Source organism: Vibrio sp. MED222 (assembly GCF_000153005.1).
In the GTDB taxonomy this organism is placed as follows: Bacteria; Pseudomonadota; Gammaproteobacteria; order Enterobacterales; family Vibrionaceae; genus Vibrio; species Vibrio tasmaniensis_A.
On record NZ_CH902606.1, the window covers coordinates 832860 to 848991 of the forward strand.

Consider the following 16132-nt stretch of genomic DNA (forward strand, 5'->3'; position numbering starts at 1 on the left):
TCATTCTTTCAAAACATCAGTTCCATGAAGTGCAATATGTAACTGATAGACATAAAAAATGGACGCTCGAAGCGTCCATTTTTGTATCGGCGGCTAACCCCGATAAACTGTTTGAGTTGCAGTCTACGAGGTAAAGAAGGAAGACAACATCCACACCGCTAACACGATGAAAACTCCGCCCATCACTTTTTGCTGATAGGTACGAAACTTTGCATTTTCTACCAAAGATTTACCAATAGTGCCCACTAACGCCACAAGTAAAAAGTTGAACGTCAAACCTAGCACATTCAGCAATAAACCCAGAACGAGCATCTGCTCGCCCGAAGTCGCTTCAATACTCGTCGATACAAACTGCGGTAAGAACATCACGAAAAAAACCAACGCTTTAGGATTAAGCAGGTTACTAATAAGTGCTCGTTGGTAGTACGCTTTTGCAGCACGGTTATCGCTTAACTCAGGCGCATTGCCCTGTTCTGTTCGAAGACAATCCCACCCCATCTTTAATAAGTATGCACCGCCTAATAGATGAAGAGCTTTTAAAGCCACTGGACTCATCGCAATCAATGCTGAAACGCCCATTGCTGCCAATACTGTCAGGATAATTCCAGAAGTCGCATTACCTAAGCTCGCAAACACACCGACTTTACGGCCATAGCTCATGCTTGAGCTTGCGATGAGTAACATATCAGGGCCTGGTAAAAGGAGAAGAGCTACAACGGCCGTCAGGTAAACAGGTAGGATGGTTAAATCGATCATGGGTTTCAGTATTGATAAAAATGGAGGCGAATTTTATATCAATTACTAACACCCTTCCAGATGCAATCAGTTGCTAGGTGTTAAATCAATCGAATTAAACACCATTAATAAACAGTAAAACCAATTTATTAACTAAATACAAAAGACTAATTAACGTGCTACCCACTCGATCTCAATCACAGTGGTTTCACCACACTTTAGACGACCAAGGAAAATATCACCTTGATGTACCTCTCCAACACCTTTCGGAGTGCCCGTCATCACAACATCACCGTCAAGCAAAGTCGTATAAGAAGATAACTCTTCGAGGATGGTCTGTGGGGAATAAAGCATCTGTTCAACATGCCCTTTTTGAACGCGGACACAGTTAATAAATAACTCTATGTTTAAGTCAGATAGGTCCAAGTTATCTATGGGAACAAAGCGACTAAAAACAGCAGAACCATCAAAAGCTTTAGCACGCTCCCAAGGCAGACCTTTCGCCTTCAAACTACTTTGTAACTCGCGTTTGGTAAGGTCTAAACCTAGCCCCACGGCAGAGTATTCACCGTTTTCAACAATGAAGCAGATTTCAGCTTCATAATGTAACGTTTCTTGATGGAAAGATGATAGAGAAGACGTAACGCTAGTGCTCGGCTTATTAAACACCACCATAGAGTCAGGGATAACATTATTAAGCTCTTCGATGTGATCAACATAATTGCGCCCAATACACAGTACTTTGCTGGGTGTTGCTGTTCGTTTCGAATTCATCAATTGCTCCTGATCTACAACGCTGCTCATAGTTTGTCCCTAAACTGTTTTTTAGAGCGCAGAGTTTACCGCATCATTAAAAGAGAATCTTCGACAAGATGGTTACCAATATCTAAATTCTGATCTTTAGCTCAATTAAATGATTTAAATACTTTTATTCGAAGATCGCGACGTATAAGAACTAATGACAAGAGCCTTAGCTACGTAGATCATCGCTGCGTAGACCATAGCTACGTAGATGAAATAAATGGCTGGGTAACATGAAGGAAAAGCTAAAACAGATGCGTATAGAACGAAAGCAGCCCTCTCAAACCAAAAGGCTTGAGAGGGCTTAGCATGGTGTCTAGGACAGTATCCGAAAAGGTAAATTTAAGGAGTAAACACTATGCATAATAGTGGTCAAACTCAATGAGTCGCGACTTATAGGTAGAAACGAGCACCAATAGTCCACTTGTCGTCAGTTTTTCTGTTGTCAGCATCGTTTAGATCAAACTGATAGCCAGTGTAGCCAACAACATTACTCGTAAAGTTGTATTCAGCTTGTAGAGCTAGCTCTTCACGGTCAGTTTGTGTTGCCGCGCCTTTCGTCGCTTCGCCTTCAACAACTTCGTAGTTAACGCTTAAGTTTAAGCTGTTCGCTAAAGCGTAAGCCGCTAGCAATTCATATGCATCACTTTCTTCAAGGCCTACGTTCATGTTTTCGTTTGAAGCGTAGATACCTGCTAGGTATAAACCTGAGCCGTAAGAACCGTATGCAGCAGAAACTAGGTGAGATTCAGCCGTCTTAGAAACACCACCCTCTTTGAAGTCACCAGTGTTGAAGGCATAACCCAATTTAACACCAGCGATTGAGTAACCAAGAGTCGCTTGAATACGGTCATCGTAAGACACCGTTGAACGAGTAGTAACAACAACACCACCAAGAACGTTTTCAGTGTCAGTCGTTACGTCATTGCTGCCCTGCCAACCTAGACCAAAGCTAAGCTCACCCGCTTCACCAAAATCAAATCCGTTGCGGTAACTTGCCATTTTGTCTGCACGACCAGTACCTAGAGCACCGTGGTTGTCGTATAAGAAATCGTTCGCGAAAGCGATCGGCATATCAGTAGCTGAAGCTACATCGTAGTATGGCGCCCACTGCGTACCTGCAACAGCACGACCTAGCTCATCATGAGTTAAACCTACGTAACCAAGACGAGTAGTAAACGATTCGTCACCACCGTTTAGGTAATTAAGCGCCCATTCGCCTTTAGCGTCAGCTGTGAAGCCATTGCCTAATTCTTGCGTAGCATTAAAGTTGATGCGTGGTGAGTTTGTACCAACATCCGTATCGCCTTTCTCTGAACCATTCAGGTTTACAGAAACGTGACCACCAACAGAGAAGGCTGTACCGTCTTCGTTATAAAGCTCTACCGCAACTGCCTGTGTACCAAATACTGCACCAGAAATTGCTAGCGCTAAAAGTTTCTTATTCATTGTCATATCCATTTGTAACTGGGAGAGTGATTCCATAACAACCTCGTACTTACGAAGAGGTTGTTACCTGCATTTAACAAGTGGGAAAACACTAATATACGACTGCCAAAAAAGTTGCATTAAAATATATAAAATAAAAAAAATCGCGCTATAAAAACAAAAAACATCATTAAAAACAAAGTATTAAAAACAAACCTCAAGCTAATTTTTGGTATTCTTTGATATAAAAACCTTTGATTTTTTGATTTTCCAATCATAAAAACAGCATTAGACACTTAAGCTACAAACGACTTTCCAGACCATTCTGCGACATACCATTAACCTAGAAACATCCTGTAACATAATGAGCCGTACTGAAATATTTAGCCTTGTGAAACAATTCCCAATTTGAACTAGGATAAGTTGCTTTATTAATTATTGGCTATTGCTTTATTGAAAGTTCACTAGAGAAAATACAAAAAAAGGGCAACCAATCCGTGACTGGTTGCCCTAATACAAGTTAGTACATTCTTATTTGAAGCAAACCTCAGCCCAACGTGCTAGGCCTGAAGTTACGGAACCAAAATAGTTACCACTCACAATTGGCACATTCGGTACGGCTTGTTGTACTGCTTCTCGAAGAATAGGAGAACGGGCAGAACCACCCGTCATGTAGATGACATCTGGCTTTTTCTGACCTTGTTGAATCGCTTCTTTAACCAATTCAATCATCTTAGATTTTGGCGTTTCAATCGCTTCAATCATCTGCTCAACGGAGATATCCACTTCAATCAGCTCTGATGCAACATTGATTGCTGTTCGATATTGGGAGGATTCTGCCAATGCAATCTTGGCTTCTTCCGCCCGACGCACAATGCTGTAACCTAAAGTATCGTGATAGACCTTCATTAAACGGTCTAACTTTTGAGGCTCTGAAGCTTCTTTACGAAGTAACTTTAACGCGGCTAGGTTTTCCCTTGAATAGAAGTTTTTTTGAGCTTCTACATTGTTTATCGCAATTGGATTCCAGAATTGAGTCAACGGCATATCGATACCCGAAATACCCTTACTACCCATACCGAAAGGTGACATCAATTGTTTGAAGGCAAGGTAAATATCAAGATCATTACCCCCTACCCTTTGTCCACTGTGTGCTAACAAGCTTTGGGTGCGGTTCGCTTTACCAGACCAACTTGGCCCCATTTCTAACAATGAGCAATCGGTGGTACCACCACCAATATCGACAACCAATACCGTTTGGTTCTCAGTCAGAGTACTTTCGTAATCAAGGCCTGCAGCGACCGGTTCAAACTGAAAAGCGATATCAAGGAAACCTGCACGTTTGGCTGCACGTGAGAGTATATCTTCGGCTTGTCGGTTTGCTTCTTCACCACCACGACCGTGGAAGTTAATTGGTCGCCCAATAACAGCTTGTTTGATCGGCTCTTGAGTCGTGATTTCAGCTTGATGCTTGATATTCGCCATCATGGCGCACACTAAATCTTCGAAGAAACTCACCTGAACATCATGCAATCCACTGGCACCAAGGAAAGACTTAGGGGACTTAACGTAATAAACGTCACGAGGGTCTTCCAAATAAAGGTCCAATGCAGCCTGACCAAATGCCATGTCTTCTGGCACTAGGTCGATACTCTCTTCTCGGTTCAGAGCGATAGCACGTCGCAACACCTGCTCACCAATCGCATCACTCGGTTTGATATTCAAATGGCGAAATAGGTGCTCAGAAACGCTCTCACGAGTAGGTGCAAATACCGTTGAGGGAATATAATGGTTGCTACCTTCTAATGGTAACAGGCTTGGTTCTCCATCAACCATCGCCGCGACAGAACAGTTCGCTGTTCCATAATCAAACCCAATAAACATAATATCCCCCACTCAACAAAAGGGGCGAGATGCTACATGAAAAGCCTTTAAATTACGAGGTCATTTGTCGATTTTACTTAGGGTCTGTTGACCTTTCGTGGTTAAATTTTTGTTCGAGATAGAATCGTTTTAGGCGCGGCAAGATGTATGTAGCCTAGTCATTCTAAGTAAATACATCTTAACAAAGTATAAAACGATTCTAACCGAACCCTTCGGGCAGCCTTTGTGGTTCATTTCTACTGTGTTATCGGCTTCTCATGTAGGCTAGCTACACTTCAAAGCCTCTGCCTTGTAGAAATTTCCCACAAAGTGCTGCAAAAATCAGCTCGAAAGATCAACAGACCCTTGTGTTTTTGGTTTGATGACTCTTAAAAAGGAAACAAATATGCTACATTTCAGCCCAAATGAATCATGGGTTAGATAGATGAAAACACCTTGCCGAGCGGCTTGTAAAAATAATGGCGGAATGTGCAGTGGCTGCTTTCGAACAATGGATGAAATTATAGGTTGGAAAGGCTTATCTGAAGACGAACGAACGTCAGTCATGGATAACCTTAGTGGCGAGAGTTCGACTCACCAATGTCCGCAGTGTCATGAGCCAGCTCAATGCGATATTAGTGCGGGTAAAGAGACGTGTTGGTGTTTTGAGTTAGAGAAGCGTGATACTAGCAACATTCCAAAAACTGGTGCGTGCATGTGCCGTAAATGCCTGTCTGCCTTGCCTATTCAGTAGCTTACGAACCTAGTCAATAGTTTTCATACATAATCAAAAGCTTGCAAACATAATCAATAGCTTACAAAGCTACTCAGCAGCTTACGAGCCTGTTCATCATATACAAAAAAGCGAGAGGTTGTTCTCTCGCTTCAAGATACGACATTAAGTTTCGACCTACTACTTACTACTTACTACTTACTAATAGTTATCTAGTTAGTGGTTACTTCGATTTTGCAATCAGCGCAGGCTGAGAAAACTGTACTCCGCTCCAGCCATGAGTCATGAAGTTACGAATATTTTGATGGTCAGTGTTCTCGGGAAAACCTAATACGTCATTACGATAAAATTGACCAAAACAAGCAAGTATTTGCTCTGCAGATAGACCTTGCTCTAAACCAAAAGCAAAAATCTTACACGAACCATTATTCTGCCCAGCGGCATTCACTACATCGCCATTACGAAATTCACTCTCAGCAAAATCATAATGAGCTTCTATCACTTTTATTGTGTCTTCAAATTGCACGCTTTCTGGGGTATCAGCCAGAGTATTCAATAAGGTTTGCAGTTCCATTTAATATTTCTCCATCAAGTACATATCTGAAGCAGTGTATCTTGTTTTTCAGCAAGAGTAAGCCGTTGTTTCCTTGAATCAGTGACTCACTTTCTAGCTTCGACTTAATGCTGAGTATCATCCCAGTACAGTTGTTTGAAATGAACAAAAGCTTTGTGCAACGACGCTTCTTTTATCGGTTTTACGATCACATAATTTGCTCCAGCAGCCATGAACCTTTCTCTTGTTGACTCTTGAGCATCGGCAGTACACGCATAAATCGGAGCTGTTACGCCAATTTGCTCTCTTAGTTGCTGAGTGGTTTCAATTCCACCCAGATTAGGGAGTTGATTATCCATTAAGATAAGATCGTAAACCGTGCTTTTTGCTAGCTCTATCGCTTCCAAGCCACCTTTTGCCCAAGTAACCACCATCCCATACTTTTTGCAAAATGCCTGTGCGATAAAGGCGTTGGTGTGATTATCTTCCACTAGCAGCACTTTCAACGAACGATTAAACAACGCCTCAGGCTCCATGTCGGCTTGTTTCTTAACGTCGGCTAACAGAGGCTTGGAGTGTAACTCCACTGGGATTTCTACAATGAACTCAGACCCCTGATCTTTAACGCTTCGGACTTGAATGTCTCCCTCCAGCATATCGACAAGATTCTTTACAATCGTAAGCCCAAGTCCTGAACCGCCATACTCCCGAGTCGTCGTTTCTTCTGCTTGAACAAAAGGTTCAAAAATAGCATCGATCTTACTCTCATCAATACCGATGCCACTGTCTTTTACTCGAACAATCAAGCTAGCGTAATCAGTATTCAAGATACTTTCGATTTCAAAACTGACGGAAATACTGCCTTGATGAGTGAACTTAAGGGCGTTGCTCAGTAAATTAAACATGATCTGGTTCAAGCGAACCTGGTCGGTGTGTATTTTGATGTCATCAACCAAGTGATTCACAATGGTGAACTCGACGGATTTATCCTCACAAAGTGGGCGATAGATGCTATCTAAGGTGTTAACTAACTCTCCTAAGAGGAAATCTTTCTTCTGAATATTAAATTGTCCCTGCTCTATCTTAGAGAAGTCCAAAATATCGTTTAGTACCGCCAGTAGATGTTCTGCACTATGGCAAAGTACATCAACCTGATCACGGTTATCTTCATCGTGTATTGAACGTTTAAGCAACTGAGAGACACCGAGGATACCATTCAATGGCGTACGAATTTCGTGACTCATTTTAGCGAGGAAGTCTGCACGCACACTGGCAAGATGCTCTGCCTCTTCACGCGCTCGATCTGCCTGTCTTTCTGCTTCTATAAGTTTAGTAATATCTTGACCTTGCACCACCACACCGGTAATGCCGTGTTCAACTCGGATTGCAGACATGTTCCAGCGAAAAACCTTCTCGCCGATTGGCACGTTAATGCCCGTTAGTTTAGAGCCTTGAACCACCATCTGGATATTCGGCAACATACGGAGCTCAAACTCTCGAGCCATTGCACCATAGTTATCATCTTCATCAAATAGCGCCATACGAGCCGCTGGGTTCATCTGAATTAAGTCACCTTTTTCGGACCAAACCAAAATTGGAGAATGCGCAAAATTAAACAGATCTTGAAATTTTTGGTGTTGCTCAGATAAGCGCTCAAAAGTATCTTCCAACGTGCAGCCAATGTGGTGAAATTCGAAAATATTTGAACCATCAAACTTGCTGAACTCTTCATTACCACTTGCAGAACGAGTGAATTCCATTAACTTATCAAGTTCTGCCGCGACTCTTCTTTGAATCCAAGATCGCGCAAGGAAAGACATGATGATGATCACCACAATCATAACAATGATGGTACGTTCATAATTATCTTCGAGTGCAATGAGGTTAGTGTTTTTCTGGATCGCGCGAATGGTTAGGGGGGTTTCAACAGCATTGATCTTAATGGTTGCAATAGTGACGAAATGACGAGGTAGCTGCTCGTACATTTCATAGCTGAGGACGTCTTTTATCGTATAGCTTTCATCGCCACTGAATGTCGATGTCACCGGAGTACCATGCGCTTCAATAACGATATTTTCGCAATTGCTGCCTTGCTGGATAGATTCAGCCAATGAAAAATTGTTGTCGAGCACAATAGCGACATAAAGCTGCCCTAGAACTTCACCGGTTTTGTTATCAACAATAGGGGTTCGACGAGCCAACAAATGACGCTTACCGATATCCGTAGTCAGCTGAATGAAGTGCCAGTTACTGCTAAAAGCGACCTCATCAGATATATGTTTTAAACTAGATTCATCCAAACCATAGAACTGCCCATTGCCATCTTCCCAAGCTAAACCATTATAAGTTGAAACAAAACGCAAATCAGGAGCATAATCAGGCTCACGTTGGTCAACACCATAAAAAAAGTAGCTCAGAGCCTCTTCATTGTTGGTATCAAAATACTCCCTTAAAGTTTCACTGTGTGAGCTACTGTCTTGATGGATTTGCAGCACTGACAATCGATAATCGAACATGTTTTGGATCAAGCTAGAAGTTTGCTTAACCGTTCTATTCGTCTCTTGCTTAACGATCCTACTGCTTGTTTCATAGTTATGAATAAGCACGCCAAGCGCCATCACGCCAATCACTAAAATAATGATACGCGTAATTAATTTGGCTAAAGTGTTCTTTGGTGTAATGGCGTAGCTTTTTTTCATTATTGGTCTGAGTACCTAAATGCTCGCTGCTTAAGTTCTAAAATACGATCTGGAGAATCCTCTTTAGTCACAATTTCAAACTCACCTGAATAAACGGTAGGAACTTCCAACCCGGTAAGATCCCATTTAATTGCCTCTGCCATCGCAATACCCGTATCATCATTCATGCGCATGACCGTAACATCTAAGTCGCCCCTTGCTATAGCTTCCAATTCTGCAGAGCCGCCTCCCCAGCCATTAACTAAGACATCTCGACCAGATTCTCGAATAGCTTCTGCTGCGCCCAGAGCAACATCCGTTGAGCATGCATAAATAAAGTTTAGATCCTTATCGTTAGCTAGGCTGATTTTAGCTGCTTGGTAACCGCTCTCTTTACTTGATTTTGTGTAAAACGACGACTTAAGAGCAAAGTTAGTATCAGAATTCACATCATGGATAAAGGTATCTCCACGAGCATCACTAATATAACCTTCAGAACGATATAACACAGAATACTTGCTGTCCGGTTCACTCACTTGTTTGAAGTAATCCGCTAGCTTTAAACTCCCCGTCATATGGTCGAAACCCACGTACATGAACGGCTGTCTATCGGCCCATGCACGTACTGGTGTGGTAATATTTTGCAAAATCAACTTGGTGTCCGTTGAGCTCAACACATGTTCAATAAACTTACGGTGTCGCGTCGTCTCTAACGTGAAAATCAAATAATCCGTTTTATTTTCAATCGCTTCTTGCAAAGAGATACTCTGCTGAGAGGGGTTAGCATTATCACGAGTAAAAACCTGATTTATTTGATAATTGATCCTCAATTTATCTAGGCGTTTCTCAAAGGCTTGGATATTACGAACCCAATAATCAGAGATCTGTTGCCCCGGGTACACAACTGAAATCGTGATAGGTTCATCCTGAACTTGCCTCAATGGCACAGGGGGATTTTGCACAGCTTCAACCATTTTATCGGTCAATGCTTTTTGCTCTGGAAATTTAGTGAGGTAATCCTGATATTCCCAATAGCCATTCAGGACGTGGGTACCGTGGGAGAGAGCAGACGCAGAAAACACGGCAACTCCCAATAATATAAGTAAACGTTTCATATTTTTCTCGTTTTATATGAGCTACTTTGGCTCATTTTTTTAACCTAGCATGACACCATCTCTTTGTATGGCTGAAAGATATTATGTAGGACAACGAGGATAAATGATAGCGTCTAATACTAATTGGAATGTCATTCTAAATGTGCAGTGTGTAAATTTGGAATAGAGACTAAGATTAATGAGTCCTAAGATAAAACAACTCAATTGAAAGTAAAAACATTACCATTTAATCAATAACTTAAGTGGTAACCTTGCAACAATTAACGTGACTAACATTCAGCCGAGAATAAGAACTCTAACGATAAGTTACGATACTGGAATATACTGAATTTTGTCTTGTTGCCACTCAATGATTAGTTTGAGTGATACTAATTTTTCTTTACGAGATTTAGGTAATTGTTTGATCGCGTATTCGGTCTTTAACGCCTCACTTTTTGACCCAACACCAATACTCCAAACCAGCTTAAGTGGGCCTTTACCTTTTAAGGCTTTTGCACCTTTGCCCGTTTGATGTTGTTCGAATCGACGTTCTAAGTTATTCGTCACTCCACAATAAAGGGCATTGTGTCGATTGCGGATCAAATACACGACCCAATCCGCATTTTTGTCAGATTCCGACATTTAAAGCAGTGATTCAACCAGAGCCTTAAGCTCTGCCACTTCTTCACGTAAGCTCGCGACTTCTGATTCAAGTTCTTCAAACTTTTCACTGGTTGCAGATGATGAAACAGCGCTTACCGATGCCGTCGCAAACGCTTCAATGTCTACTTCGCCGCTCAGTAAGTGTTGGTAGCGTGATTCTCGTTTACCCGCTTCTCGTGGTAACTTCACGACTAACACACCCGCTTCTCTTGCCGCGAGTTTTTCGAGTATTGATTCAACTTCTTTCACATCGCTAAAGTTTGCAAGACGACCAGTTCGAGTACGAAGCTCACCCGGGGTTTGGGCCCCACGAAGCAGCATGCAGCAGATGATTGCACGCTCTTGCTCTGTAAATTGTAGATCACCAAATTCAGTGTTGCAGAAACGGTGCTGATACTTATTAACTCGGCTGTTGAAGCTGCTTTCATCGCTCACCATACGACGTCCTATCAAACCATCAACCGCATCTAAAACGTCTGACTCAGACAGAGAGAGCACTGGTTCACGGTTACTCTTTTGATTACAAGCCGTTGTTAAGCTATTTAGTGTCAGTGGGTAATGATCTGGAGTAGTCACTTCTTTCTCGATCAAACAACCGATAATTCTCGCTTCAATTGGGGAAAGTACTGTGTTCATCGTTTTTCCTTTTTATTATTTTGATAATTCCATCTCAACATTTAACAATGCAGCCAGTCATGGCTAATGCTCAGACAAAATCGGTACTCGTTTCTTTCTGCCTTGTTCATCAATCATTATGATCTTAGAACGATTTAGCTCTATTTCCACGACTTCCAAATTAGTGCGCTCTTGTACATACGCATCACGAAGCTTATTTTGTTCTGCCGAAGATTCAACGACATCGTCGCCCAAATCTTCTGTTTCCAATTGTTGTTGATTCATTTCACATGTCGTATCAATGCAGTATCTAGATGGGATACTAACTTGAACGGTAAGATAAAAACAATCACACGTTAGAGAGAGTGACGAATAATTAAACAACCTTACTTTTGCTTTGATCTAAATACTGTTACATCATCAATTGATGTGCTTTAATCAGAACCAGACAACGTATTTGACGATTAGGAAAAGGAATCTATGAGCAGCGTATTTGAAATTGTTAACCAAGCACGACGTAAGAACAAACTTAAGCGTGAACTTTTAGACAACGAAAAGAAAGTTCGTGACAACCGCAAGCGTGTCGACCTTCTTGATAACCTACTTGATTACATCAAGCCAGAGATGACTCACGACGAGATCCTAGGCATTATCAAAAACATGAAAGCTGACTACGAAGACCGCGTTGATGATCACATCATCAAGAGTGCAGAGATCTCTAAAGCTCGTCGCGACATCAGCCGTCGTATTCGTGAACTAACAGAAGAAGACAAGCAAACTCAAGGTAAGAAGTAATCTAACCTAGCGAATTTACTTGCAACAATGTTAGGGCGTGTTGACCTTTCGAGGTTAAATTTTGTTCGAGATAAAAGCGTTTTAATCGCGGCGAGGGGGAAGTAGCCTAGTCATTCTAAGCAAATCTCCCTCAACAAAGAGTAAAGCGCTTTTAGCCGAACCCTTCGGGCAGCGTTTGCTGGTCATTTCTACTGCGTTATCGGCTTCTCATGTAGGCTAGCTACACATCGACGCCTCTGTCTTGTATAAATACCCAGCAATTCGCTGCAAAAACCAGCTCGAAAGGTCAACACGCCCTCATAACCCACTCTTTGTAGTGGGTTTTTTTGTGCCTAAATTCCGGCGTCTATACTTAATCGAACGTAATATCCTTAGTGTACGTAAGTAACTAGGTGAACGTTAATAACTAGGCGAACCTAAGCGATGGAGAGACTTTATGTACGGAAGTATTCTGATTACCTTGGCACTATCAACAACGCAACCTTACCCTGAAAAATTTGAGAAACTTTATACCGAAGAAACCGAAATCACTTATGACGACCTCGTAGTCGATGTTCATGGCTACAAAGTTCCCACGAGATCAGCATTTCGAGGTTGGATGCTCCTTAACCACGCCCAAGATCAAGTCAAGGCGATCGGACAGCAACTCAAAGATAACGGCATCACCCAAAGCATGCCTCTGCACTTAGTCTTGTTGCAAGGCACCGACTGGGCAATGAGCAACACCACTCTGTTTACCCTACCCAATAAAAAGCATGTACCAAAAATGATTAATACCCTTAAGTACATTCAACAATATATTGAGCCTGAGATTGGCGTTGTAATTCCTGTGTCTGGAGAAAGAACCGATATCTACAATAAGCAAGCGGGTGGCGCACTGCGAAGTAAACACTTAGAGTTCTGCGCTTTAGACTTAGTGCCTGCTAATGATATTACTCGCGAAAATCTACACGTGAAGCTTAAAAAGATTCATGCGGAATTTGGGCAAAAGAATAACGTTGGACTGGGTTTGTATTCTGGTGTTCGATTCCACATCGATACTTGTGGATTCAGACAGTGGTAAGAACACGGATGGGTCATTAAGACACACAAAGAAACAGAGTCATTACGACTTAAAAATAGAAACAATAAAATTAAACCATTGATTTAATGATAAAAATATAACTGGAACGCTAATTGCTATTGATAACAAGTATCATAATTATTAATAGCAATTAGGAATTCAATATGAAGACGATGACTCAACGCTTTCAAACTCTACTTTCTGTTTCAAATTTCAGTTTAGCTATCACCGCCTTGCTAATGCTACTCAGTATTATTGTTGCTTATCCGATGGCCGATTACTTCTCACTACCCATTCAAATTTTCGCACACATCAGCACCATATTAGTGGCCGGGTTACTAAAAATCAGCTACGTAGGCCGCTGTGTTGCACAATACAGCCTTGGGCAAGAAGTACGCTAAATCACACAGCGCTAGCCTTGATACTGGAACCATTAGACAATATCAAGGCTACTGAAAAGATCATACAGTTGGTGGGATTTATAAGGTTTCGGCAAGTAGGCGTTCATACCTGCTTCAAAGCAATTTTTGATGTCCTCTTCTAAGACACTAGCGGTTAAAGCAATAATGGGTAGTGGTGGGGTTTGTTGATCTGTCTCCCACTCTCGAATCACACGAGTCGCCGTTATACCATCCATAACTGGCATCATGCAGTCCATTAGAATGGCATCAAACTGAGCGCCCTGGGTGATGACATCGACCGCCTCTTGGCCATTGCTGGCAATCAAATATTCATAGCCCGCTTGCTCAAGGAAGAAGCTCGCTATCTTCTGATTCATCAGGTTGTCTTCAACAATCAGAATACGTCGATTCAGAGAACGAACTTCTTCATCTTTTACTTCCACAGTCGGTGTTTGTACTTCACCAGCATCAAGCGATCGTAGGCTGTTTAAGAAGCGTCTACCCAAAAATGGTAATGTATGAGTCGAGTGAACCGTTTCTGTGATTAGATTGGTTTTAAATAGGTGATGCTGGCACACAATAACGCGAGTCAGCGGATACAACGCCTTTAACGCCTCAAGATCTTTCCTCATAGAGTGATGCAGCGTGTGACAATAAAGCACCAAGTCACTTTCTTTCAGGCTCTCACCAAGATCCGAAATGGATGACACAACATTAGGTCGAACATTTAAGCGCTCGCACTCTTTGACCAATTGATCGAGGTAATTGAAAGAATTAGAAATAATTGTCGCACGGCTTAGGTTATCGAACGTTTGAGCGTGAGCCTCGACCGTGTCTACGTACAAACAAAAGGTGAATGTAGAGCCTCCTCCTTTCACTGAGCGTGCGGTAATATAGCCGCCCATCAAGTCAACAAGCTGCCGACAAATCGCAAGCCCTAGCCCTGTACCGCCGAATTGGCGAGTAATACTGCCATCTTCTTGAGTGAAAGGTTCAAAAATGGACTCTAGCTTCTCTGGCTCAATCCCAATCCCGGTATCAGACACACTGCATTCAAGCTTACCTCGCCCCAAAGACATCGGTGTATAAGCAATATCCGTTGTAATCGTGCCTTTTGAGGTAAATTTAATAGCATTAGACAGCAAATTGGTTAGCACTTGTCGAACACGATACTCATCGAAAAACAGCTGTGTTGGGGTTTGAGCATCAATGTTGATATCGAGTTCAATGTCTTTACTGATCGCTTTCGACAAAATTACGCTCACAGAGTCGTAAACCGCTTCTCGCAAATCGGCATTATGCGGCGACAACATTAAGTTACCCGACTCTATCTTAGAAAGATCGAGAATGTCATTGAGTAACACCAACAACGAATGTGAAGACGACTCGATATCCTCAAGTACCTCTTGTTGGTTAGCACTCAGTTGACTCTGAGATAAAATTTCCGCCATACCTATAATTCCATTAAGCGGCGTACGTATTTCATGAGACATGTTTGCTAAAAATACACTCTTGGCCTTGTTAGCCGAAATTGCATCTTCTTTTGCTATTATCAGCTCTTTGTTGTGATGATAGTTACGTTCCATCACTCGATTGAGGGTTTCAGTAAACTCGGCAAGTTCATCGTTACCTTGAATATGAATCACCTTAGGCTTGCCGTAACTATCCGCGTATTCAGACACCCCTTTCACGATAATCGATAAGTTTCTATTTAAGCGCAAAGATGTCGCGACACCAAGCCATAACAAAGCACCTGAAACAACAAGGATAAGCAATGTCATAACCGCCGTTTGCCTTTTCTGTAGCGCTATATTTTTTGTCAAATCAAACTTTAATTGATCGGTATAAGCACCAACCGCCTTTGAGATCGCCAGCTTCTTTCGCTCTAAACTTTCCACATGTTCATATATTTCAGGTGTCGAGAAGTCACCTTTGAGAAGCCGCGCCGTAAATCGGTCTTGAAATTCATCTTGGGAGAACATGTTTAACAGTTTGCTAATTTCCAGCGAGTGGCTGTCTGATCGTAAAAACGTATCTAACAGCTGTTGTTGCCTTTCTAAAGCACCAACATAGCTCAATAAATATTGATCAATCAGCTCTGGAGAACGATACAAGCGGTAACTCAGCCACGCTTCTCGCTGAGTCCAGAACACGTAGTGAGTAAGATTGATAAACATCGTATCTGTTTGGCTGATCTTTTCGTCCACTATATTGGCACGATATTCAGACAGCTCCATTAACACGCCTTTTAACAGGTCAAAGGCTCGTTCTGTTTGCTGTGCGTTGCTGACAGTAATCTGTGATGCGTCGCTGTCAATACTAGTGGTTACCCGCGCGAGCTTCTTTAACACACTCTTTAACTCAATCAACTGCGGCTCGACAGTCCAACTGTTGTCGAACTGTTGAAGTTGTATTTCGTAATGAGCAAGCCTATCCACTTCCACTTGCAGCTCTAAAAACAACGGACCTTTCTCTGGCGAGTCTTTAGACAGCACTAACCATTGATAAGCACCACTTGAAACAGCATTAAAAGATTGAAGTGCTTCCACCTTAATTCGCGTTACTTCAAGGTGATTCATCTTCTTATCGTTCTTGAGCACTTCATTGACTGTAAACCCAAACATGATGAATACAGAAACTGTTGAAAGAAAAATAAGACGCCATCTAATTGACATATTTATCATTTTTATAACGACTCCTTTCCCGATAG

At 42.0% G+C, this 16132-nt stretch carries 15 protein-coding genes; 4 read left to right on the plus strand and 11 right to left on the minus strand.

From position 1 onward, the window contains the following. Positions 1–123: 123 nt before the first annotated feature. From MED222_RS17925 to yegD, 4 genes are all read right to left on the minus strand, one after another. Complete coding sequence (locus tag MED222_RS17925; RefSeq protein WP_009845666.1) at positions 124–756, minus strand: LysE family translocator; 633 nt, start codon at positions 754–756, stop codon at positions 124–126. 150 nt (positions 757–906) lie between these two features. After that, positions 907–1539: a fumarylacetoacetate hydrolase family protein gene (locus MED222_RS17920; RefSeq protein ID WP_009845667.1), complete on the minus strand. Its 633-nt coding sequence runs from the start codon at positions 1537–1539 to the stop codon at positions 907–909. A gap of 390 nt (positions 1540–1929) precedes the next feature. Next, the gene (locus MED222_RS17915) at positions 1930–2985 is read right to left on the minus strand and encodes a porin (protein ID WP_017097026.1); all 1056 of its coding nucleotides are present in this window, start codon (positions 2983–2985) and stop codon (positions 1930–1932) included. A 510-nt stretch (positions 2986–3495) separates the two neighbouring features. Then, complete coding sequence (yegD, locus tag MED222_RS17910) at positions 3496–4848, minus strand: molecular chaperone (protein ID WP_009845669.1); 1353 nt, start codon at positions 4846–4848, stop codon at positions 3496–3498. Positions 4849–5272: 424 nt separating this feature from the next. Between yegD and MED222_RS21400 the strand changes: the two genes are divergently transcribed. Then, on the plus strand, positions 5273–5581 hold the full coding sequence (locus MED222_RS21400; RefSeq protein WP_009845670.1) for a DUF1289 domain-containing protein: 309 nt from the start codon (positions 5273–5275) through the stop codon (positions 5579–5581). Positions 5582–5783: 202 nt separating this feature from the next. Here MED222_RS21400 and MED222_RS17905 read toward each other — a convergent pair whose 3' ends face one another. From MED222_RS17905 to MED222_RS17880, 6 genes are all read right to left on the minus strand, one after another. Continuing rightward, positions 5784–6134 carry a HopJ type III effector protein gene (locus MED222_RS17905; RefSeq protein ID WP_009845671.1) on the minus strand — a complete coding sequence of 117 codons (351 nt, stop codon included), beginning with the start codon at positions 6132–6134 and terminating at the stop codon, positions 5784–5786. A 104-nt stretch (positions 6135–6238) separates the two neighbouring features. Further along, positions 6239–8812, minus strand: a complete 2574-nt coding sequence (gene luxQ, locus MED222_RS17900) for a quorum-sensing autoinducer 2 sensor kinase/phosphatase LuxQ (RefSeq protein WP_009845672.1) — start codon at positions 8810–8812, stop codon at positions 6239–6241. Beyond that, complete coding sequence (locus MED222_RS17895) at positions 8812–9906, minus strand: substrate-binding domain-containing protein (RefSeq protein ID WP_009845673.1); 1095 nt, start codon at positions 9904–9906, stop codon at positions 8812–8814. The genes luxQ and MED222_RS17895 overlap by 1 nt, the downstream gene beginning before the upstream one ends. A gap of 306 nt (positions 9907–10212) precedes the next feature. After that, positions 10213–10527 carry a GIY-YIG nuclease family protein gene (locus tag MED222_RS17890; RefSeq protein WP_009845674.1) on the minus strand — a complete coding sequence of 105 codons (315 nt, stop codon included), beginning with the start codon at positions 10525–10527 and terminating at the stop codon, positions 10213–10215. Then, positions 10528–11184 (minus strand): YceH family protein, encoded by a 657-nt coding sequence (locus MED222_RS17885; protein ID WP_009845675.1) that lies wholly within the window; start codon positions 11182–11184, stop codon positions 10528–10530. A gap of 63 nt (positions 11185–11247) precedes the next feature. After that, positions 11248–11448, minus strand: a complete 201-nt coding sequence (locus tag MED222_RS17880) for a hypothetical protein (RefSeq protein ID WP_009845676.1) — start codon at positions 11446–11448, stop codon at positions 11248–11250. Positions 11449–11643: 195 nt separating this feature from the next. On the opposite strand from MED222_RS17880, the gene MED222_RS17875 reads away from it, so the two are divergent. From MED222_RS17875 to MED222_RS17865, 3 genes are all read left to right on the plus strand, one after another. Beyond that, entirely contained in the window at positions 11644–11958 is a 315-nt protein-coding gene (locus MED222_RS17875; RefSeq protein ID WP_004730049.1) for a DUF496 family protein, read from the plus strand. Between the two features lie 436 nt (positions 11959–12394). Continuing rightward, the gene (locus MED222_RS17870; RefSeq protein WP_009845677.1) at positions 12395–13021 is read left to right on the plus strand and encodes a D-Ala-D-Ala carboxypeptidase family metallohydrolase; all 627 of its coding nucleotides are present in this window, start codon (positions 12395–12397) and stop codon (positions 13019–13021) included. Positions 13022–13185: 164 nt separating this feature from the next. Then, positions 13186–13422 carry a hypothetical protein gene (locus tag MED222_RS17865; RefSeq protein ID WP_009845678.1) on the plus strand — a complete coding sequence of 79 codons (237 nt, stop codon included), beginning with the start codon at positions 13186–13188 and terminating at the stop codon, positions 13420–13422. Between the two features lie 32 nt (positions 13423–13454). Here MED222_RS17865 and MED222_RS17860 read toward each other — a convergent pair whose 3' ends face one another. Next, a complete protein-coding gene (locus MED222_RS17860) occupies positions 13455–16046 on the minus strand; it encodes an ATP-binding protein (protein ID WP_032555149.1) in 2592 nt (863 codons plus the stop codon). Between the last annotated feature and the right edge of the window lie 86 nt (positions 16047–16132).